The 17,877-nt window shown below is 74.0% G+C and carries 17 protein-coding genes and 1 pseudogene; 4 read left to right on the top strand and 14 right to left on the bottom strand.

Going from position 1 to position 17,877, the window contains the following annotated elements; all coding sequences use genetic code 11:
- The first annotated feature begins 3 nt into the window (after window positions 1-3).
- Both J2S46_RS36610 and J2S46_RS36605 read left to right on the top strand, forming a co-directional pair.
- Window positions 4-729 carry a response regulator transcription factor gene (locus J2S46_RS36610; protein ID WP_191292889.1) on the top strand — a complete coding sequence of 242 codons (726 nt, stop codon included), beginning with the start codon at window positions 4-6 and terminating at the stop codon, window positions 727-729.
- Entirely contained in the window at window positions 726-2,267 is a 1,542-nt protein-coding gene (locus J2S46_RS36605) for a sensor histidine kinase (protein ID WP_229913168.1), read from the top strand. The genes J2S46_RS36610 and J2S46_RS36605 overlap by 4 nt, the downstream gene beginning before the upstream one ends.
- 30 nt (window positions 2,268-2,297) lie before the next feature.
- On the opposite strand, the gene J2S46_RS36600 is transcribed toward J2S46_RS36605, so the two are convergent.
- From J2S46_RS36600 to J2S46_RS36585, 4 genes are all read right to left on the bottom strand, one after another.
- Window positions 2,298-2,846, bottom strand: a complete 549-nt coding sequence (locus tag J2S46_RS36600) for a pyridoxamine 5'-phosphate oxidase family protein (RefSeq protein WP_307352459.1) — start codon at window positions 2,844-2,846, stop codon at window positions 2,298-2,300.
- A gap of 221 nt (window positions 2,847-3,067) precedes the next feature.
- The gene (locus J2S46_RS36595; RefSeq protein ID WP_191292887.1) at window positions 3,068-3,712 is read right to left on the bottom strand and encodes an Rv1733c family protein; all 645 of its coding nucleotides are present in this window, start codon (window positions 3,710-3,712) and stop codon (window positions 3,068-3,070) included.
- An 81-nt stretch (window positions 3,713-3,793) separates the two neighbouring features.
- Window positions 3,794-4,243: a pyridoxamine 5'-phosphate oxidase family protein gene (locus J2S46_RS36590; RefSeq protein WP_191292886.1), complete on the bottom strand. Its 450-nt coding sequence runs from the start codon at window positions 4,241-4,243 to the stop codon at window positions 3,794-3,796.
- 387 nt (window positions 4,244-4,630) lie between these two features.
- Entirely contained in the window at window positions 4,631-5,485 is an 855-nt protein-coding gene (locus J2S46_RS36585) for a universal stress protein (RefSeq protein ID WP_191292885.1), read from the bottom strand.
- A 262-nt stretch (window positions 5,486-5,747) separates the two neighbouring features.
- Here J2S46_RS36585 and J2S46_RS40960 point away from each other — a divergent pair.
- Both J2S46_RS40960 and J2S46_RS36580 read left to right on the top strand, forming a co-directional pair.
- Window positions 5,748-6,068: pseudogene (locus J2S46_RS40960) on the top strand (alcohol dehydrogenase catalytic domain-containing protein); the annotation flags it as partial.
- A complete protein-coding gene (locus tag J2S46_RS36580; protein ID WP_370882285.1) occupies window positions 6,068-6,778 on the top strand; it encodes a zinc-binding alcohol dehydrogenase family protein in 711 nt (236 codons plus the stop codon). The pseudogene J2S46_RS40960 and the gene J2S46_RS36580, both read left to right, overlap by 1 nt.
- A gap of 30 nt (window positions 6,779-6,808) precedes the next feature.
- On the opposite strand, the gene J2S46_RS36575 is transcribed toward J2S46_RS36580, so the two are convergent.
- The 10 genes from J2S46_RS36575 to J2S46_RS36530 form a co-directional block, all read right to left on the bottom strand.
- Window positions 6,809-8,554, bottom strand: a complete 1,746-nt coding sequence (locus J2S46_RS36575) for a GAF domain-containing sensor histidine kinase (RefSeq protein WP_191292884.1) — start codon at window positions 8,552-8,554, stop codon at window positions 6,809-6,811.
- 191 nt (window positions 8,555-8,745) lie between these two features.
- Window positions 8,746-9,414 (bottom strand): DUF4389 domain-containing protein, encoded by a 669-nt coding sequence (locus J2S46_RS36570; protein WP_191292883.1) that lies wholly within the window; start codon window positions 9,412-9,414, stop codon window positions 8,746-8,748.
- Between the two features lie 147 nt (window positions 9,415-9,561).
- The gene (locus J2S46_RS36565; RefSeq protein ID WP_191292882.1) at window positions 9,562-10,563 is read right to left on the bottom strand and encodes an Acg family FMN-binding oxidoreductase; all 1,002 of its coding nucleotides are present in this window, start codon (window positions 10,561-10,563) and stop codon (window positions 9,562-9,564) included.
- Window positions 10,564-10,587: 24 nt separating this feature from the next.
- Window positions 10,588-10,869: an SHOCT domain-containing protein gene (locus J2S46_RS36560; protein ID WP_191292881.1), complete on the bottom strand. Its 282-nt coding sequence runs from the start codon at window positions 10,867-10,869 to the stop codon at window positions 10,588-10,590.
- Window positions 10,870-10,970: 101 nt separating this feature from the next.
- Entirely contained in the window at window positions 10,971-11,669 is a 699-nt protein-coding gene (locus J2S46_RS36555) for a response regulator (protein WP_191292880.1), read from the bottom strand.
- A 139-nt stretch (window positions 11,670-11,808) separates the two neighbouring features.
- Complete coding sequence (locus J2S46_RS36550; RefSeq protein ID WP_191292879.1) at window positions 11,809-12,411, bottom strand: CBS domain-containing protein; 603 nt, start codon at window positions 12,409-12,411, stop codon at window positions 11,809-11,811.
- Window positions 12,383-12,880 (bottom strand): CBS domain-containing protein, encoded by a 498-nt coding sequence (locus tag J2S46_RS36545; RefSeq protein WP_191292878.1) that lies wholly within the window; start codon window positions 12,878-12,880, stop codon window positions 12,383-12,385. The genes J2S46_RS36550 and J2S46_RS36545 overlap by 29 nt, the downstream gene beginning before the upstream one ends.
- A 306-nt stretch (window positions 12,881-13,186) precedes the next feature.
- Window positions 13,187-13,882, bottom strand: a complete 696-nt coding sequence (locus tag J2S46_RS36540; protein WP_191292877.1) for a CBS domain-containing protein — start codon at window positions 13,880-13,882, stop codon at window positions 13,187-13,189.
- Between the two features lie 189 nt (window positions 13,883-14,071).
- On the bottom strand, window positions 14,072-14,860 hold the full coding sequence (locus J2S46_RS36535) for a CBS domain-containing protein (RefSeq protein ID WP_191292876.1): 789 nt from the start codon (window positions 14,858-14,860) through the stop codon (window positions 14,072-14,074).
- Complete coding sequence (locus tag J2S46_RS36530) at window positions 14,857-17,601, bottom strand: bifunctional acetate--CoA ligase family protein/GNAT family N-acetyltransferase (RefSeq protein ID WP_191292875.1); 2,745 nt, start codon at window positions 17,599-17,601, stop codon at window positions 14,857-14,859. The genes J2S46_RS36535 and J2S46_RS36530 overlap by 4 nt, the downstream gene beginning before the upstream one ends.
- Window positions 17,602-17,877: the final 276 nt, after the last annotated feature.

Genomic DNA, 17,877 nt, shown 5'->3' with positions numbered 1-17,877 from the left:
CACATGGACACCGCCCCCGCCGCCGCCCGGTCACCCTGGCGGATCCTGGTCGTGGACGACGAGCCCGACCTGGTCGAGGTGCTCTGCGGAGCGCTCAGGTACGAGGGCTGGCAGGCGCGGGGCGCCGAGGACGGGCCGAGCGCCGTGGCGCTCGCCGCCGAGTGGGACCCGCACGCCGTGGTGCTGGACATGATGCTCCCCGACCTCGACGGCATGCAGGTGCTGGAGCGGATCCACGCCACCCGGCCCGAGGTGCGCGTGCTCTTCCTCACCGCCAAGGACGCCGTGGAGGACCGGATCGCCGCGCTGGCCGCCGGCGGGGACGACTACGTCACCAAGCCCTTCAGCCTCGCCGAGGTGGTGGTGCGCCTTCGCGGCCTGCTGCGCAGAGCGGCCCCCTCGCAGTCCGGGCAGGCCGGCCCCCCGGCGCACGCCCTGGTCCTGGGGGATCTGGTGCTGGACGAGCAGGCCAGGGAGGTCACTCGTGCCGGGGACACCGTCGACCTGAGCCCCACCGAGTTCGCCCTGCTCCACCTCCTGATGCGCCACCCCCGGCAGGTGTTGAGCAAAGCGCAGATCCTGGACGCCGTCTGGTCGTACGACTTCGGCGGCCAGGCCCATGTCGTCGAGCTGTACATCAGCTACCTGCGCAAGAAGATCGACGCCGGCCGGCCACCGATGATCCATACCGTCCGCGGCGCCGGCTACCTGCTCAAGGCACCGCAGTGATCGGCCCGAGGGCGCGCCGGGCCGCCGTACGCCTGCCCGTGCCGCGTACCCTGCGGGCCCGTCTGATCGCCGGCCTGCTCGCGCTGCTCCTGCTCACCTGCGGCGGCGTCGCCCTCGCCACCACCGACGCGCTGCGTCACTTCCTGGTCGCCCGCCTGGACCAACAGCTCTCCGACACCTCCGGCCGCTACGCCGCGAGCCTGGAACACCGGGACAGCCGGGCCCCGGGTGCCACCGGGAGCCGCAGTGACACCCGGGCCCAGGCACCGGGCACCTTCGGCGCCAGGCTGCTCGACGGGAGGGTGACCACCGCCGGGGTGGTCGACGGCGACGCCGACGACGCCGAGGTGGCCGCCGGTAACGCCCCGGCCGACACCGACGACCTGGTCCAACTGACCTCCACCGACCAGCGGTCCCTCGCCGCGCTGCCGGTCGACGGCGCGGCCCGAAGCGTGCACCTGTCCGGACTCGGTGGCTACCGGCTGCGCGCCATCGCCGGCCAGGACGGCGACGTCCTGGTCACCGGCCTGCCACTCCATCCGGTGGAGGCCACGACCCATCAGCTGATCAGCGTGGAACTGGTGGTGTTCGGCGCCGCACTGGCAGCCGCCACCGCGGCCGGCGCGTTCTGGATCCGCCTCTCGCTGCGCCCGCTCGGGCGCGTCGTGGCAGCGGCCGAGCACGTCGGGGCCCTGCCGCTGGCGAACGGGGAGGTCGAGCTCGATGTCCGGGTGAAGGACGACGACAGCCGCACCGAGGTCGGGCGGGTCGGTGCGGCCCTCAACCGCATGCTGGGCCACATCGAGGACGCCCTCGCCCAGCGCCAGGCCGTGGAGGAGCGGTTGCGCGCGTTCGCCGCGGACGCCAGTCATGAACTGCGCACCCCGGTGGCCACCGTCCGGGGCCATGCCGAACTGGCGCTACGGCACCAGGGCCCGATGGCCGAGCCGGTACGCCACTCGCTCATCCGCATCGACGCGGAGTCCCGGCGGATGGGCGCCATCGTCGAGGACCTGCTCCTGCTGGCCCGGCTCGACGCCGGCCGGCCACTGGCACCCGGCAGCGTCGACCTGACCCGGCTGGCCCTGGACTGCACCGACGACGCCCGCGCCGCCGGACCGCGTCACCGCTGGCGGCTCGTCCTGCCCGAGGAGCCGGTCACCGTCCCCGGGGACGGTGACCGGCTGCGCCAGGTGGTGGCCAACCTGCTCACCAACGCCCGCACCCACACCCCCGACGGCACCGAGGTCACCCTGACACTCGGACGGGAAGAGGGCCGGGTGCTGCTGACCGTCACCGACACCGGCCCCGGGGTCGACCCTGAGATCGCCCCCAGGGTCTTCGAACGCTTCGTACGCGGCGACCGGGCCCGCGCCCGGACGCACGGGAGCACCGGTCTCGGACTGGCGATCGTCGATGCCGTCGTAGCCGCCCACGGCGGCACCGTGGCGCTCACCAGCCACCCCGGGAAGAGCACCTTCACCGTGGCACTGCCTTCGGGGACACAGCCGTCCCGGCCCGAGCCGGCCGGGGCATGACAGGCGAGGCACCTCCGTGAGGCGATCAGGTCAGGACGTTCTGATCCGGCGGCCGGTCACCCGGGTGGGGCGGATCCGTACCCAGAGATCGCGGGCTCCGGCCGCCCAGGGCTCCGCTCCGGGCTGCGCGGCGAGCTCCCGCGCGGTGTCGTCGTCGATCCGTTCGGCCGTGCCGACGACGAGGACGCTCCAGCCCTCACTGTGAGGTTCGTCGAGGTGGTCCACCTCGAAGGCGACCTCGTTGCCCCCCACAGCCCCGGCGGCGCCCCTGGGGGAAGTCCGGTAGACGACCGAATGCGCGTCGACGAGGTAGTTGACCGGCAGGATGGCGGGACCGGACCGCGAGGACAGGGCCAGCCGCCCGATGCCGTGGTCCGACAGCAGGTCCCAGCACTCGTCCGGGGTCAGCTTGGCCAGCGTGGGGTGCGGTCCCGGTGGAGGCTGCCCGGGCGGGAGTTCGGTACGCCCGTGCAGGAGTTCGTCGTAAGTCATCCGCAGAACGGCGGCCAGTCGCACGACGGCGGCCGGGTCGAAGTCCTCGCCGAGTTCCTCCAGGTGCTGGAGGTATCGGAGTGACATGCCTGCTCCGTTCGCCAGCTCTTCGCGCGTGATTCCGAGCTGTCGGGACCGTAGGGCGATGCGTTCGGCGACACCGCCCGGAGCGGGCGGGGCCCCGCCCGGGTCCTCGGGCAGGAAGCTGCTTCCGGTCATGCCATCCACCTCCTGCGGTCCAGCATGTCATCGGTGGCAGGTACGGACCTGTCGGCCGCTCCCGTCCGGGCAGGGCGAGCGGCGGGCCCTCACGGGTCGCCCGAACCCCGGTGGCGGGGACGGCCGGACCACTCGGGTTCCACCCCTTCCCACTCCTTCGCCCAGGCCGCCGAGGCGCGGCGGTCGATCCGGCGGATCCCGAGCCGGTAGGCCGCGAAGGCGGCGCCCGACAACAGCGTCATGGTTCCCGTCCCGGTCAGGACGGCCGTCGTGACGATCTCCGTCCCCGGGCGGGGTGCGGCCACCCGTCGCCCGTGGTCGTCGACCCAGATCCTGATCTCCGCACCTGCGGGGGCGGCCGAAGCGACCGCGACCGGACCGCTGCCGCGCACGCCGGCCGGGAACTGCCACACGGCCTGCGCGTGGAAGCCACCGGCTCCGGAGCGTGAGCCCGTCCTGTCCGCCACGGCGGCGTCGACGGTGGTCGCGGTGACGCGATGGCGGTGCTGCCCCTCGTACCGTGCCTCGCGCTGGCCGACGCGGAGAGCGGCCAGCGCCGCCGGCAGCGTGAGCGCGAACGAGAGGAGCAGGGCGACCGTGAGGGCCACCACGAGACGGCTGCGTTGCAGGTCGCTGCGGCGGCCCAGGGGGTTCGGCTCGCGGCCGGCCGCCCTGCGGACATGCGTGCGCAGCGCGGTGCTGAAGGCTGCTGCTGCGGGACGTCCGGGTGCCATGGCGCCCCTCCTCTCCGGGGACCGGCCCTGGCCGTCGCGCGTGGGCGGCCGGGACCGCTGTGCCCGACGGCGTCGGTGAGGTCATGATCCGAACCGTTGACCGGTGACGAGCTCCGGGTGGATGCTCAGGTACCCCCTGGTGGGCCGGTGCCCCCAGTGCAGGGGCCCTCCGTCCTTCAGGGCCTCGATCTTCCCGGGGTCGGTGACCAGGCGGGAGCGACCGACGACGAGCACGGTCCAGCCTTGGAGCGTCTGCTCGTCGAAGCGGTCCGTCTCGAAACCGACCACCTCCCCGTCCATCAGGTCCGCCCGCCAGCTCGCCGGCAGGGGGATGACCACCTCGCCGAGGCTGTCCAGGGTGAAACAGGAGGGTGTGACGGCGGGCATCGCGTCGTCGGTGTGGATGAGTCGCCCGATCACCGTCTGGCGGAGCAGCTCAAGACTCTGTTCCCGCGTGCACTCCTCGGCTCCGCGGCCCTCCGCCGACCGCGTCCCGGGGGCTTCGCCGTTCGGACTGTCAGAGCTGGCCACCGGGCTCACCTCCCGATACCGCGGCCGCGAGGCACAGTGCAGCGGCCTCCCCGACGCGCGGGGGCCGGGACGGTCGGGGCCCTCTGGCGATCCCCCGGACAGCCGGGCAGCGACGCACGGGTGCGACGGTTCTTGTCGGCATCGAGGGCGGGTGGCGGGGGGAATTCCTGCACATGACGCCAACCTCTCCGATGGATCCCTGGACGGAGTTTCCCCGCCCACTCACCAGCGTGCGCGTCCCGGTCGCCTCGTCCCGGGGGCCGCCCGGGCCGCCGGGTGCGCCGAACGGCCCTATTCGCCCGCCCCCCACGGCACTGATCCACCGGTCCCCGCCCCACCGATCCGGTGGCGGGAGGTCCCGACCGCCGACCCGTCGCGGGGCGGGGCTCAGGCGGAGGGGATGACGGCGACCGGGCAGTGGGCGTGGTGGACGACGGCCTGGCTCACCGACCCGAGCCGGCCGAAGGGGCCCTCCGGCTTCCCTGGCCGGCCCACCACGACGAGCTGATGCGTCCTGGAAAGCGCCACCAGGTGCTTCGCCGGGCCGGATCGCACGGCATCCTCCTCGACCGGCACCTCGGGATACTTCGCCTGCCATCCCGCCATGATCTCGGCCAGCAACCGCCGCTCCTCGGCCTCCACGTGGCCGGACTCGTAGACGGGCGGCAGGGCGTGGCCGGGGCCGAGGACGAGCGGCAGGCTCCAGGCGTGCACGGCGCGCAACGGCAGACCCCGCCTGCGGGCACTGTCGAAGGCGAATTCGAGCAGCTCGTCGGAGGGGTCGCGCCCCTGCACCCCGACCGCGACGCCGTCCGTGGCCTCGGGGCCGGCCGCCCGGACCACGACGACCGGGCAGGAGGCGTGGGCGGTGACGTGCAGGCTGGTGGAACCGACGAGCAGCCCATGGAACCCACCGGCTCCCCGCGATCCCACGACGAGCAGGCCGGCCGCGGCGCTGAGAGCGACGAGTGCCTCGCGCGGGCTCGAATCCACGACCCCGCTGGTGACCTCGACCTCGCGGTGCCGCTCGGCGGCCCGCTCCGCGAGCACCCGCAGCGACTCCTCCCCCGAGCGCCTGGCCGCCTGCGCGTCCAGCGAATCCGGTGCCTGATCCGGCTCCCAGAGCCACGCGTGGACGAGGTGCAGGCGCGTGCCCCGGGACCAGGCCTCGTCAGCGGCCCAGTCGACGGCCTCGACCGCGCTGCGGGGATCGTCCACTCCGACGATCACTGGAAGTGCCATGACATGCTCCCTCGCTCAGGACGGTCTCCCGCGGAGGTGTCGCGGTCGTTCGAGGGCCGGAACACAGCCCGCGTGATTCCACCTTCCCGCGCGTCGTCCCTCCCGGCACCCGGGCCCTCAGGTCCGATCGGGGGCCGTTCGGCCCTCGCCCCCGAGGACCCGAGCCGGTGGACGATGAAGTGAGCGGCGGGCCTCGTGCCGGTCCGGCGCGACCCGGCCACCCGGGTCGGGCGGAGGGGAAGCCGCGGGAAGGGAGCCGACGATGCCGACACCCGACGTCGCCTCGACCGACACCGGGGCCTGGGTGGTGAACCGTCCGGGCCCGATGGCGTCGGCACCACTCGAACGTGTCGAGCGAACCGTCCCGGAGCCAGGTCCGGGGGAACTGCTGATCGAAGTGGCCGCCTGCGGCGTGTGCCGTACCGATCTCCACCTCGCCGAGGGCGACCTCGCACCGCGCAGGCCACGGTGCACGCCGGGCCATCAGATCGTGGGTCGTGTCGTGCGCCGCGGCCCCGGGGCTAAGGACTTCTCCCCCGGCGACCGGGTGGGCGTGGCCTGGCTGGCGGGCACCTGCGGCCGGTGCCGTACTGCCTGGCCGGCCGGGAGAACCTCTGCCCGGCCTCCCGGTACACGGGGTGGGACGTCCACGGCGGCTACGCCGGGTACACGGTGGCCGACGCCCGGTTCGCCTACCGGCTGCCCGAGGGGCCGCCGGACGAGGAGCTGGCTCCGCTGCTGTGCGCCGGGATCATCGGCTACCGGGCCCTGGAGCGGGCCGAACTGCCACCGGGCGGCCGGCTGGGCATCTACGGGTTCGGGGCGTCCGCCCATCTGACCGCCCAGCTCGCCCTCGCCCGGGGCGCCTCCGTGCACGTCCTCACCCGGGCCGAGAAGGCCCGGCGGCTGGCGCTGGAGCTGGGTGCGGCCTCCGCCGGCGAAGCGTACGGCGCTCCGCCGGAGCCGCTCGACGCGGCGATCCTCTTCGCGCCGGTCGGCGACCTGGTGCCGGTGGCACTGTCCGCCCTGGACCGCGGCGGCACCCTGGCGGTGGCCGGAATCCATCTCACGGACATTCCCGGGCTCGACTACCAGCGCCACCTCTTCCAGGAGCGGACCCTGCGCAGCGTCACCGCCAACACCCGGGAGGACGGCCGCGCCTACCTCGCCGAGGCCGCCCTGCACCGCCCGGCCGTCCATGTCCAGCGGTACTCCCTGGACCGGGCCGACCAGGCACTGGCGGACCTGGCGGCCGATAGGGTCACCGGCGTCGCCGTTCTGATCGCGGACTGACGCCGGGTGGACTCGCGGCGGGCCGGGCCCCTACGGGTCGGCCGGCGGCTTCCCCCGTTCCGGCACGGGGAGCGGTACCCGCCATTCCAGCCGGGTCCCGCCGTCGGGGCCCGCACCGGCCCGGAAGCTCCCTTCGAGGCGTCGTGCCCGCTCCGCGAGGTTGGCCAGCCCGCTTCGGGGGCCGTCCGGCGGGAGGCCGATCCCGTCGTCGGTGACCGTCAGGTTCAGCTCGCCGTCCACGCTCAGGTCCACCTGGACCGTGCGGGCGCGCGCGTGGCGGACGGCGTTCGACAGGGCCTCCTCCAGGACCGCGACCAGCGCGTCCGCCACCGGCGGGGGCACCCGGAGGTCCAGCAGACCGTCCATCCTCAGCGCGGGTGCGAATCCGAGGCCGGCTGCCGCCCGGTCGACCGTGGCGACCACCCTTCCCCGCAACCCGTGCGCGACCGGTCCGCGGTCCTTGGCCCGCAGTCCGAAGATGCTGGAGCGGATCGTCCGCACCGTCTCGTCGAGGTCGTCGATCGCCCGCAGCACCCGCGCGGACGCCTCGGGGTGCTCGATGAAGCGGGCGGCGCCCTGCAGGGTCATCCCGGTGGCGAACAGGCGCTGGATCGCCAGGTCGTGGAGGTCCCGGGCGATCCGGTCGCGCTCTTCGAGGAGTGCGACCTGCTCGGAGTCCCGGCGGCGCTCGGCCAGTTCCATCGCGACGGCGGCCTGCCCCGCGAAACCCGCCAGCGGGGTGGACTCCTCCGGCCCGAAGGCGGGCTTGCCCTCCGCCCGGGCCAGCATCAGCACACCGCGAACGCCGCCCGCCGCCGTGCCGATCGGCACGGCCACGGCCGGCCCGAGCCCGGACCACCGCGGCGGCCCGGCGGTGATCCTCGGGTCCTTGCGCACGTCGGCGGTGGTGACCAGCCCGCCGGTCCGGACGGCGGCGCCGACGAAGGAACCCTCCCTCGGCAGGACGAGGCCCCGGTGCACCTCCGCGTCCAGCCCGACGGCCACTCTCACCTCCAGGCTCCGGCCGTCCGGGGAGGGAAGCGCCACGACCGTCAGGTCCGCGCCGGCGATGTCGGCCGCCCGCGCGATCAGGAGGTCGAACACCTCCTGCTGGGAGCTGCCCGACAGCAGACCGTTGGTGACCTCGGCGGTCGCTGCCAGCCAGCGCTCGCTCAGCCGCGCCTGCGTGTACAGCCGGGCGTTGTCGACGGCCACGCCGGCCGCCGCCGCCAGGGTCTCAAGGACGGCTTCGTCCTCGGCGTCGAACTCCGCGCCGCCGCGCTTCTCGGTCAGGTAGAGGTTGCCGTAGACCCGGTCGCGGACCCGGATCGGCACGCCCAGGAAGCTGTGCATCGGCGGGTGGTGCTCCGGGAAGCCGTACGAGGCCGGGTGCCCGGAGATCTCCGCCAGGCGGAGCGGCCGGGGACGGCGGATCAGCTCGCCCAGCAGGCCGTGCCCGCTCGGGAACGGGCCGATGCGCCCGATCCGCTCCTGGTCGATCCCGACGGGGACGAACCGGGACAGCCGCTGGTCCTCACCGATGACACCGAGCGCTCCGTACTCCGCGTCCACCAGGCTGACCGCGGCCTCGACGATGTGCCGGAGAACCTGGTCGAGGTCGAGGTCGCGACCCACCACGAGCACCGCCTGCAGGAGGTCGTGGATCCGGCGTGCGGTGTCCTGTGCGGTGTCCAGACGCGACTGAAGCGTCCGTAGGAGGTCGTCGAGACCCGGCTGCGCCGAGGCGGTGGGGCCCGGCTCCGAGGGTGAGCCCACCGCAGTTCTCCGTTCGCATGTGTCACGACGTCCACGGCCCCCGGTCCCAGACTAGGGCGGGCGGCCCGGACTGTCCCTCCGGTCTGCTTCCGCCGGGTGGTGAAGCGCGGGGAAGGTCTCGGCCGGTGGCGTGTCCTGCCGCGACCCTGGTCACCTCGGCCCCCGGTCCGGGCGGGGGCGGTGCCCGGGCGTCACCGCGGTCCTGCCACGTCAGGGCTGGAGCCGGGTTCGGATCCGCCCTGGTCCAGGCGGAACGGCGGGTAGGCGTCGGTCATCAGTGCGGCGTAGGCCGCGACCCTCAGCACCCAGCGGTCGAGGCCGACCACGAGGTCGAAGATCCCGAGCGGGTAACGGCCGGTCACGGCCAGGGCGACCCCGGCGAACAGCACCAGCAGGCCCACCAGGCCCCCGCCGGCCCAATTCTCCCGGCCTCCGCCCGCGAATATCGCTACGAGGGCGTACTGCGGGATCGCCAGCAGCCACCACTTGACCAGTACAAGTCCTCGCGAGAGCTGCTCGGGGTAGGCGATGTCCAGGTGCGCGGGGTAGTCGGCCTCCTCGCCCAGGGTGAAGGGAGGGTACCGGTCGGTGCCCAGCGCCCCGTAGGAGTAGTAGGACACCCGCCAGGACCATCGCAGCACGCCGAGGTTGAAGTCGAAGACCGGGCGCGGGTAGCGGCCGGTGAAGAGGATCGCGAAGAAGGCGACCACGCTGAGGAGGACGAAGGCGATCCAGAGGAAGAACAGGGCGATCCAGTGCGGGATCGCCAGGATCCATTTCACCAGCCACAACCAGCGTGACAGCGGCAGGTCCAGCCGCGCGTCGACGCGTACCGGATGCCCGGTCGCGGAGAAAGCCATGGGGATCATCTCCTTCGGATCCGCCCCGGGGACGACTGCCACGCCGGTCCCGCGCCGTCCGCGCCTCCGGGGGCCGGGAACGGCAGCCCCGGCCGGGCCCGGGCCGGTCGTTCGGCCACGTGCGGTACGGAAGGCCTCCCGTAACGTTCACGGCCGGCCAGGACCATGGTCCTCGGGGTCGAGGACGTCGGCGACCGCGAGCCGGGGCGTCGGTGAGCCTTCCGGCCCGTGGCCGAGGCGGATCAGCACCTGGGCGTGGTCCGGGCCGTGCCGGGGGCCGCCAGCGCCGCGGCGCAGTTCAGGCCATTCCATCGCCTGGTGCAGGAGCGAGGCCCGGACCTGATGCGTGGTCGCGACCAGCAGCACGTGCTCCAGCGCCATGCCGGCGTGCAGCCAGTCCACCGGCGCGTCGTCCCGGGTGGCGAGGACGGCGATGCACGGCTCGGTCTCGAACGGAACCGGCGGCAGAGGGTCCACAGGGCCGATCGCCGCGAAGTCCCGCATCGGCATCCGGCCGGCGCTGTCCTGGGGACCGAGCGCGGCAGGGGGGATCCCGTAGGCGGGAGCGTCCGGCCCCTGGACCCAGCTGCGGCTCTCAGAACTGCGTACGGGGTCAGTGGTGTTGCGCCACTCGGCTTCGGCGGTCAGCTGCAGCAGCCGGCTGCGTTCCGCACCGACCGGGAAGCGCAGCAGTGCCTCCTCCGCCAGGGCGGTCTCGGCGAGTCGGTCCATCACCGCGGCGGTGACCGGCTGCCCGGTGAACGGGGTCCGGACGCTGTGGCGTCGCCAGATCGCGTCGTAGAGCTCGGCGGTACTGGCGAGCCGGGCGCGGGACATCTCGTCCAGCTCGACCGCGGCCAGCAGGTCGGGTTCGGTGGAGTCGGGCAGCAGCCGGACCAACGGCGCCCAGCCCATCCGGCGGGCGGCGACGCGAAGGTTGAGAACCGCGGCCCCCACCGAGATGTGCAGAGCCCTCCCGTCCGGATCGGTGACCGGCAGCCCGCGCTCCCGAAGGGCCCGCACCTGGATCGTCGAGGTGCCCGGGTCCAGCCGGAAGTGCCACGGCTGGCTGTTGTGGACGGACGGCGCGGCGACCGCGGCGGCGAGCAGTTTCTCCAGCGCCGCGTCGTCGAGAGCCAGGATGTCCATGGCGTCCTCCCTGCGTCGGCGGGGTCAGCCGGAAACCGGCCCGGTGGGGCCCGATCTCAGGGTGTCGAGGCGGTGGCGGTACTCGTCCGAGTCGATCTCACCCCGGGCGAAGCGCTCCGCGAGCAGTTGTTCCGGCGACGGTGGTGCGGTGGCCGGCCCATCGGGTGGGCGCTGCGGGGGCACCTGGCCGAGGTGGCGGGTCAGGAGGACGGTGACGACGACCAGCAGCCCCAGGACCAGCAGGATGCCGATGGCCATGAAGCCGTAGCCCCAACCACCCATGTCGTGGTCGTTCCAGTACCTCATCGCTGGCTCCCGGTGGTGAGGGGAGGCTGTTGCCTCACTCCCCACGGTGCGCCCGCTCGCGGCTCCTGGCTTGGGCCGACCGGCTCAATCAGGCGGGCCGATCAGGGTCGGTGCGGCCGGGTCGGGTGCTGCTCGTCGTCGGCGTGGGCGGCGATCACGGCTGCCTGCAGCCGGCGTTCGACACCGAGCTTGGCGAGCAGCCGCGACACGTGGTTCTTCACGGTCTTCTCGGCGAGGTAGAGCTCCTGGCCGATCTCCCGGTTGGTCCTCCCCTCCCCCACCAGCGCCAGGATCTCCCGCTCACGCGGGGTCAGCTGGGACAGGGCGGCCTCCGCGTCGGACTCGTCGTGGTGGCGCAGGCTCTCCATCAGCCTGCTGGTGGTGGCCGGGTCCAGCATCGACTGCCCGGACGCCACGGTGCGCACCGCGCTGACCAGATCGGCGCCCTTGACCTGCTTCAGGACGTACCCGGCGGCGCCGGCCATGATCGCGTCCAGCAGGGCCTCGTCGTCGTCGAAGGACGTCAGCATCAGGCACACCAGCCCGGGCATCCGGTCCCGGAGCTCCCGGCAGACGGTCACCCCGTCGCCGTCCGGCAGCCGTACGTCCAGCACCGCGACCCGTGGCCGCAGGGCGGGCACCCGGGCCAGTGCCTGCGCACACGTTCCGCCTTCGCCGACGACCTCGATGTCGGGCTCGGCCTCCAGCAGGTCCCGCACCCCGCGTCGCACCACCTCGTGATCGTCCAGCAGGAACACGCGCAAGGGCTGCCCGGCCTCGCGGGCCTCGGTCACGTCCATCGATCGTCTCCTGAACCGGACGGCGGACACCTGCCACGATTGTCCCCGTGCCCCGGCCCCGCCGCAGGACGCGGAACTCCCGATCCGCCGGCCCGCCGGCCCCACCGACCCCGGTGAGGACGGCGGCCGCCCCGTAACGTCAGGCAGGGGCGAGGGCCCGCACGTCGACGTCCACCACCCCGGGAACCGCCCGGACCAGCCGCTCCAGGACGGGAAGGGCCGAGGCCTCCGGCAGGGTGCCGCTCAGGATGATCCTGCCCTCCTCCGCCCGGACGTCGACCGCCACCGTCCGCTCCGGGGCAAGGGCCGCGAGCAGCTCGAACCTCACCTGGCCGGCCAGGTCCTCGTCGTCCCGGAGGTGGATCTTGAGGAGGTCACCGCGGCTCACGATCCCGACCAGATAGCCCTCGTCGTCCACCACGGGGAGCCGTTTGAGGTGGCCGCGCGCCATGGCCCGGCCCGCTTCCGCGGTCGGGCTCGCCGCATGCACGGTGACGGCCGGCTCCGACATCATCTCCCCGGCGGTGAACGCCTCGGCACGGTCCGGTTCCCGGTCCTGGGTGGTCAGCAGGTCGGCCTCGGAGACGACGCCGATCACCCGGCCGTCACCGGCGAGGACGGGAACGGCGCTGACCTTCCAGCGTCGGAGCGTGTCCAGGATCTCTCGGAAGGTCGCATCACGGCCCACGGCGACGACGGCGTGGGTCATCACCTCACCGACGGTGTTCCACCGGCGTGTCATGGCGTGCTCCTGAGGGGATCGGGGTGTGTGCTGCGGGGCCGGGGCCGGCGCTGCCTTCCCGCAGCACGCTGAACGACAGCGGCCCGAGCAGGTCGGAAAGGCGTTGCAGGACGTCGAGGAAGAGGTCGTCGACGGCCAGGAGCCCGACCAGCCGGTGCCCGTCCAGCACGGGCAGTCGCCGCACCCCCGTCCGGCGGAAAACCCGGTAGGCGGCCTCCAGGTCGTCGGCCACGTCCACCGTGACGGCGGGGGCTGACATGAACTCGGACACCGGTGTCTCCAGGTCGGCGCGCGGGGCCAGCGCCCGGACCACCAGGTCACGGTCGGTGAGGATGCCGTGGAGGGTGTCGCCCTCGGCGACGAGCACGCAGCCGACCGCCTCGCGGTCCATACGGCGGGCAGCCTGTCGCGCGGTGGCGTGCGGCGGCACCGCGATCGGCGGGGTGATCATCAAGTCGGCGACTCGCATCTCTCCTGCTCCAGGGGGATCGAGATCTCGGGTTCGTGGAGTGCGGATCCCGCGCCGCTCGTGCGCGGCCTCGACGGCCGCCCCGGTACGCCCCCTCGGGCCACCTCCTGGTCTCCAGGAGACTGTCCGGCGCCGTGGCGAGGCCAGGGCTGCCCGGTACCGATCGGGTGGGCCGGTCGGCCCTGGCGGGCGGCAGGCTCGGGTGATCTGCCGGAGAAGGCGGGCGACGCAGCGAGTCAGGGATCCGGAGTTGCCCGGGCAGTGCCGTCCGGCACAGCGCCCTGTGCACTCCGGTCCGGCCGCAGGTCATCTCCCCGCGCGGTATGCGCGAGGGTGCTCCACCTGGACGTCGGTGTCGTCCTCGGCCCAGTCGAGGGTCTGGTGCACGGCGACCACGCCGTCCACCGCCCGGCAGAGCTGCTCGGCGAGCGGGACCAGGCTCCGGCGCGGCAACCGGCCGGTGAGCGTCACCACGCCGTCCTGCACCGTGACCCGCACGTCGTCGGGGGCCAGCCAGAGGGTCTGGCCGAGCACGTCGTGACTGATCTCCTCGCGGATCGCGGCGTCATGGCGCAGGAAGACCTGGAGCAGGTCACGGCGGCTGACGATGCCGACCAGCCGGCCCGCCTCGTCGACCACCGGGAGCCGCTTCACCTTGTGGCGGTCCATCGCGCGGGCGGCCTCGGGAATCGTCCACCCCGCGTGAGCGGTGACGGCGGGGCTCGTCATCAGACCGCCGGCGGTCTCCGCCTCCGCCCGTGCGCGGTCGTGCGCGTCCAGCCAACGGCCCGGAGCGCGTCCGTCGGGGTCGGGCAGGACGGCTTCCTTGCGGATCAGATCGGCTTCCGAGACCATCCCGATCGGGCGCCGCCGGTCGTCGACGACCGGAAGGGCGGTGATGTCGTTGCGGTGGAAGAGCCCCGCGATCTCCTTGAACGACGTTCCAGGCCCGGCGGTCACGACCTCCTGGGTCATCACGTCACGGACGCTGCGGTGCTGCATGGTCCTCACCCCTTCGCGGGTAGTGCCTTCCGTCCTCCCACTGTCCGCCCACCCGTGGCGGTCGCACAGGGCCGTTCGGTCCAGCCACCCGGGCCGGAGCGGCCCAGGACACCGGGCCGTTCCGGCGTCACGACGGGCATCGGACCCACTCCCCCGGGAGGCAGCGATGACGGCGGTCGGCAGTACCCCTCACCCTCCGGAGCCCCGCCCTGGCCTGCTGACCCTCCTCGGCGGGGTCGGCACGGTGACCGGCAGCAAGTTCTCCCCGGCCGGGGCGTCGTTGACCGGGATGTCGCCCGAGCCGTCGTCGAGGTCCCAGGTGAGACGGTGGGTGAACCCGGCGATTCCCTCCACGGCGGCGATTCCCAGGCACAGGGCCGCCGCGTCGGCCCGGACGCGGGTGCGTCCGGTCACGGCGACGTGGCCTCGTTCGCACCGCACCCGCAGGGAGTTCGGCACCACTCCGGAGCCGGGGGTGAGGGCCAGGGCCAGCACCTGCGTGCGGATCGCCTCGTCGTCCGCGCGCAGCGAGTCGAGCAGGTCGTGCGGCGACAGCATCCCTGTCAGCCGTCCGTCCTCGTCCACCACCGGGAGGTGGTGCACGGACGCCTGCCGGGCGACGCGGACGGCCTCGCCGACCGTCCGGTCCTGGGTCACGGTGACGGCGGGGGAGGTCATCAGGTCGCCCGCGGTGACCCCGGCCCCGTGCCCTGCCCCGCTTTCCTCGCCCGCGTAGGCGGCGAGGAGGTCCGAGGCGGCGACCACACCGACCGGTGCGCCGTCCGGCGAGACCACCGGAAGCACCCCGCGCCGGGACGCGGTGATCGCCGTGACCATGGTGGCGAAGTCCGAGGTCGGGACAACGGCTACGACGGGCCCGCTCATCCAGTCGCGGACCGGGGCCCGGCCGAGCACCCGAGCGGCGTCGGTGTGGGCGAAGGACTCGGCCGGCACGCCGTCTAGCATGCTGCGGTTCATCGTTCCTCCGGTGCGTCCGTGTCCGGCGCCCGGCGCAGCCGGCGCAGGTACGGGTCGAAGACGGGCAGCGGTTCCAGGCGGATTCCGGCATCCACGCACACGATTCCGTCCGGCCCTGCGATCAGCGGGTTGAGGTCGGCCTCGGCGAGCTGGGGGAGATCGGTGGCCAGCGCGGACAGTGCGGCGAGCACCCGGCGTACGGCGGCCAGGTCGACCGGTGGCATCCCCGGACGGCCCAGGAGCATCGGAGCGCTGCGCAGGTCCGTCACCATGGTGGTGAGGTCCCGTTCGGTCAGCGGGGCGAGCCGGGTCGACCGGTCGTCGAGCACGTCGGTGGCGGTGCCGCCGAGCCCGAGGACGACCAGGGGGCCGAAGACGTGGTCCTGCACGATGCCGGCGAGCAGTTCGAGACCGGGCCCGGCCATCGGCTGCACGACGACACCGGCCATCCGGTCGCCGAAGCGCTCGGCGAACTCGTGCCAGACCGCCCGGATTTCGCTCTCCCGCGCCAGCCCGGTGCGGACGGCCCCGGCCGCGCTCTTGTGGACCTGCTCAGGCCAGTAGGCCTTCACCGCGACCTTGCCGTCGTGGCCGAGCTGGCGCAGCGACCGCGCGGCGAGGACGGCGGCGTGTTCGTCAGGGGCCCAGAGGGAGGTGGTGAGCGGGATTTCGTAGGACTCCAGGAGTTGGGCGGTCGCGGACGGGTCGAGCCAGCCGCCGTCCGGGTGGGTGGCGAGGAAGTCGTCGGCGAGCGCCCCGGCCGCCCCGGGGTCGGTGGCGCCGGCCTCGGCGTCCGGGCCGGCCGGCTCCGCCAGCCACCGTGCCCGGTCGCGGGCGTGGGCGAAGGCCCGGGCGGCGGCGACGGCGTCGGCGTAGACGGGGAGGAGCCCGCCGTCGGCGCAGGTGAGGTACTGCACCGGGACCTCCTGGCTGATCCGGACGGCGGCGACCGGGATCCGGCGGCGGGCGGGTGCGTCCAGCAGGGCCCGGACCGGGTCCTGCTGCGCGTCGACGGTCAGAGCGGTCGGCACCAGGCACACCAGCAGCGCGTCCACCGCTCCGCTGTGAACCAGCGTGTCCACGCACGCGCGCAGTTCGCCCGGACCGGCGGCCGCGGTGGTGTCCACGGGATTGGTGACACTCGCACCGTCGGGAAGACCGGCGAGCAGGCCGTCTGCCAGGCCGGCGGGAAGCGTCGGCAGGTCCAGCCCGGCCTCGACGCAGGCGTCGGCGGCCAGGATGCCCACGCCCCCGGCGTTGGAGACCACGGCGACGGTGCCGCGGGTGCCCGGCAGGGGCTGGCTGTGCAGGAGGGCCGCGGTCTCCACCAGCTCCGCTATGCCCCGGGCCGCGGTGATGCCCGCCCGGCGGAACAGTGTCTCCCGGGTCACGGTCGGCGTGGCCGCGGCCGCGGTGTGCGAGGCGGCTCCCCGGCGTCCGGCGGCGGATCGCCCGGCGTCGACGGTCAGCACGGGGAACCTACGGGTGACGCGGCGGGCGGTGCGGGCGAAGGCCCGCGGACTGCCGAAGGATTCAAGGTGCAGCAGGGCCAGGTCGGTACGACCGTCGCTCTCCCACCACTGCAACAGGTCGTTCCCGCTGACGTCGTACTTGTCCCCGAGGGAGACGAAGCTGGAGACGCCGATGCCGAGCCAGGTGAGCCGCTCGATCAGGGCGATGCCGACGCCGCCCGACTGGGCGGCCACCCCGGCGGTGCCGGGCAGCGGGAAGGCACCGCCGAACTCGGCGTCCAGCGCGACCTCCCGGTCGGTCTGCGCGACACCGAGGCTGTTCGGGCCGACCAGGCGCATGCTGTGACGGCGACAGGCGTGCATCAGCTCCCGGGCGGTCGCGGCGTCCAGACCGGAGGTGAGCACCACCAGGGCCCGGACCCCGGCCCGGCCGCACTCCTGCGCGACGCTCGCCACCGCGGCGGGAGGCACGGCCAGCACGGCGAGGTCGGGCACCGCGGGGAGGCTGGTGACCGAAGGATGGGCGGGTGCGCCGGCGACTGTCCCGGCGTGCGGGTTGACGGCCCACACCGGACCGGTGAACCCACCCTGTCGGATCTTGAGCAGCACCGCCTGACCGACCGAGCCTGGCCGCCGGGAGGCGCCGACCACCGCCACGGAGCGGGGCCGCAGCAGCGCGGTGAGACTGGCCACGTCGGCGGCCCGGCCGCGTTCGTCGACAGCCTCGCGGTAGTGCTCGTCGGCCTCGTCCAGCGCGACTCGCACCCGGATCCCGCCCGGCTCGAAGCGGCGGTGGACGGGGAGCCCGAGGTCGGAGAAGACGCGGTGGACCGCCCGGTTGCCGGCGAGGGTGTCGGCCTCGATCGAGTGGATGCCGCGCTCGCGCGCCGCATGGATCAGGTGCTCGATCAGCAGGGTCCCGACGCCACGGTGCTGCCAGGCGTCGGCGACGGCCAACGCCAGCTCGGCGGTGTCCTCGTGCCCCTCCTCGATCTCGTAGTCGGCCTCGCCGACCAGCTCGCCGCCCGCCCAGGCGCCCAGCCTCAGGAAGCCGGGACGGGGCGGCCCGCACAGGCGGTCGGCGGCCGTCCGCGGTGCCAGGCGGCTGACGCCGAAGAAGCGCATCCGGCGGCTCGCGTCGGACATCCGCAGGGCGTGCAGGTCGAATGCGGCCGCCCGGTCCGCCGGGACGAGTGGCCGGATGAGCGCGGTGGACCCGTCGGCCAGCAGGGCCTCGGCGGCGGACGGCAAACGCTGGACGGTGGACATCTGCGGCTCCCTGGGTGCGGCCCGGCCGCGACAGGCGCCCGGTGGTGGCCGACTCCAGCGTCCGCCCGTACGGCGGGCCGGGGCCAGGGCCGGTCGCTCCTCCGGCCGCCCCCGTCAGGTCCGTTCGCGTTGTCCCGGGGAGCCGAACGGCCCTGGTACGGGCCACCGGCCCGGCGAAGGATGGGAGTCGGGGAGGTGACAGCCGTCGGCAGGCGACGGGTGCCCAGGACCGGAGAGGGATGATGTTCGTGAGTACAACGGATCGCGGTCGCGCCC

It is taken from the genome of Kitasatospora herbaricolor (assembly GCF_030813695.1).
Lineage (GTDB): Bacteria > Actinomycetota > Actinomycetes > Streptomycetales > Streptomycetaceae > Kitasatospora > Kitasatospora herbaricolor.
The sequence above is the reverse complement of the archived record's forward strand: the minus strand, read 5'-3'. Positions and strand labels throughout refer to the sequence as shown.

Excerpts from the sequence above, each read along its gene's own strand:
- J2S46_RS36610 (WP_191292889.1), top strand. The coding sequence starts at position 4 with ATGGACACCGCCCCCGCCGCCGCCCGGTCACCCTGGCGGATCCTGGTC.
- J2S46_RS36600 (WP_307352459.1), bottom strand. The coding sequence starts at position 2,846 with ATGTCACTCCGATACCTCCAGCACCTGGAGGAACTCGGCGAGGACTTC.
- J2S46_RS36595 (WP_191292887.1), bottom strand. The coding sequence starts at position 3,712 with ATGGCACCCGGACGTCCCGCAGCAGCAGCCTTCAGCACCGCGCTGCGC.
- J2S46_RS36585 (WP_191292885.1), bottom strand. The coding sequence starts at position 5,485 with ATGGCACTTCCAGTGATCGTCGGAGTGGACGATCCCCGCAGCGCGGTC.
- J2S46_RS36570 (WP_191292883.1), bottom strand. The coding sequence starts at position 9,414 with ATGGCTTTCTCCGCGACCGGGCATCCGGTACGCGTCGACGCGCGGCTG.
- J2S46_RS36565 (WP_191292882.1), bottom strand. The coding sequence starts at position 10,563 with ATGGACATCCTGGCTCTCGACGACGCGGCGCTGGAGAAACTGCTCGCC.
- J2S46_RS36560 (WP_191292881.1), bottom strand. The coding sequence starts at position 10,869 with ATGAGGTACTGGAACGACCACGACATGGGTGGTTGGGGCTACGGCTTC.
- J2S46_RS36555 (WP_191292880.1), bottom strand. The coding sequence starts at position 11,669 with ATGGACGTGACCGAGGCCCGCGAGGCCGGGCAGCCCTTGCGCGTGTTC.
- J2S46_RS36550 (WP_191292879.1), bottom strand. The coding sequence starts at position 12,411 with ATGACACGCCGGTGGAACACCGTCGGTGAGGTGATGACCCACGCCGTC.
- J2S46_RS36545 (WP_191292878.1), bottom strand. The coding sequence starts at position 12,880 with ATGCGAGTCGCCGACTTGATGATCACCCCGCCGATCGCGGTGCCGCCG.
- J2S46_RS36540 (WP_191292877.1), bottom strand. The coding sequence starts at position 13,882 with ATGCAGCACCGCAGCGTCCGTGACGTGATGACCCAGGAGGTCGTGACC.
- J2S46_RS36535 (WP_191292876.1), bottom strand. The coding sequence starts at position 14,860 with ATGAACCGCAGCATGCTAGACGGCGTGCCGGCCGAGTCCTTCGCCCAC.
- J2S46_RS36530 (WP_191292875.1), bottom strand. The coding sequence starts at position 17,601 with ATGTCCACCGTCCAGCGTTTGCCGTCCGCCGCCGAGGCCCTGCTGGCC.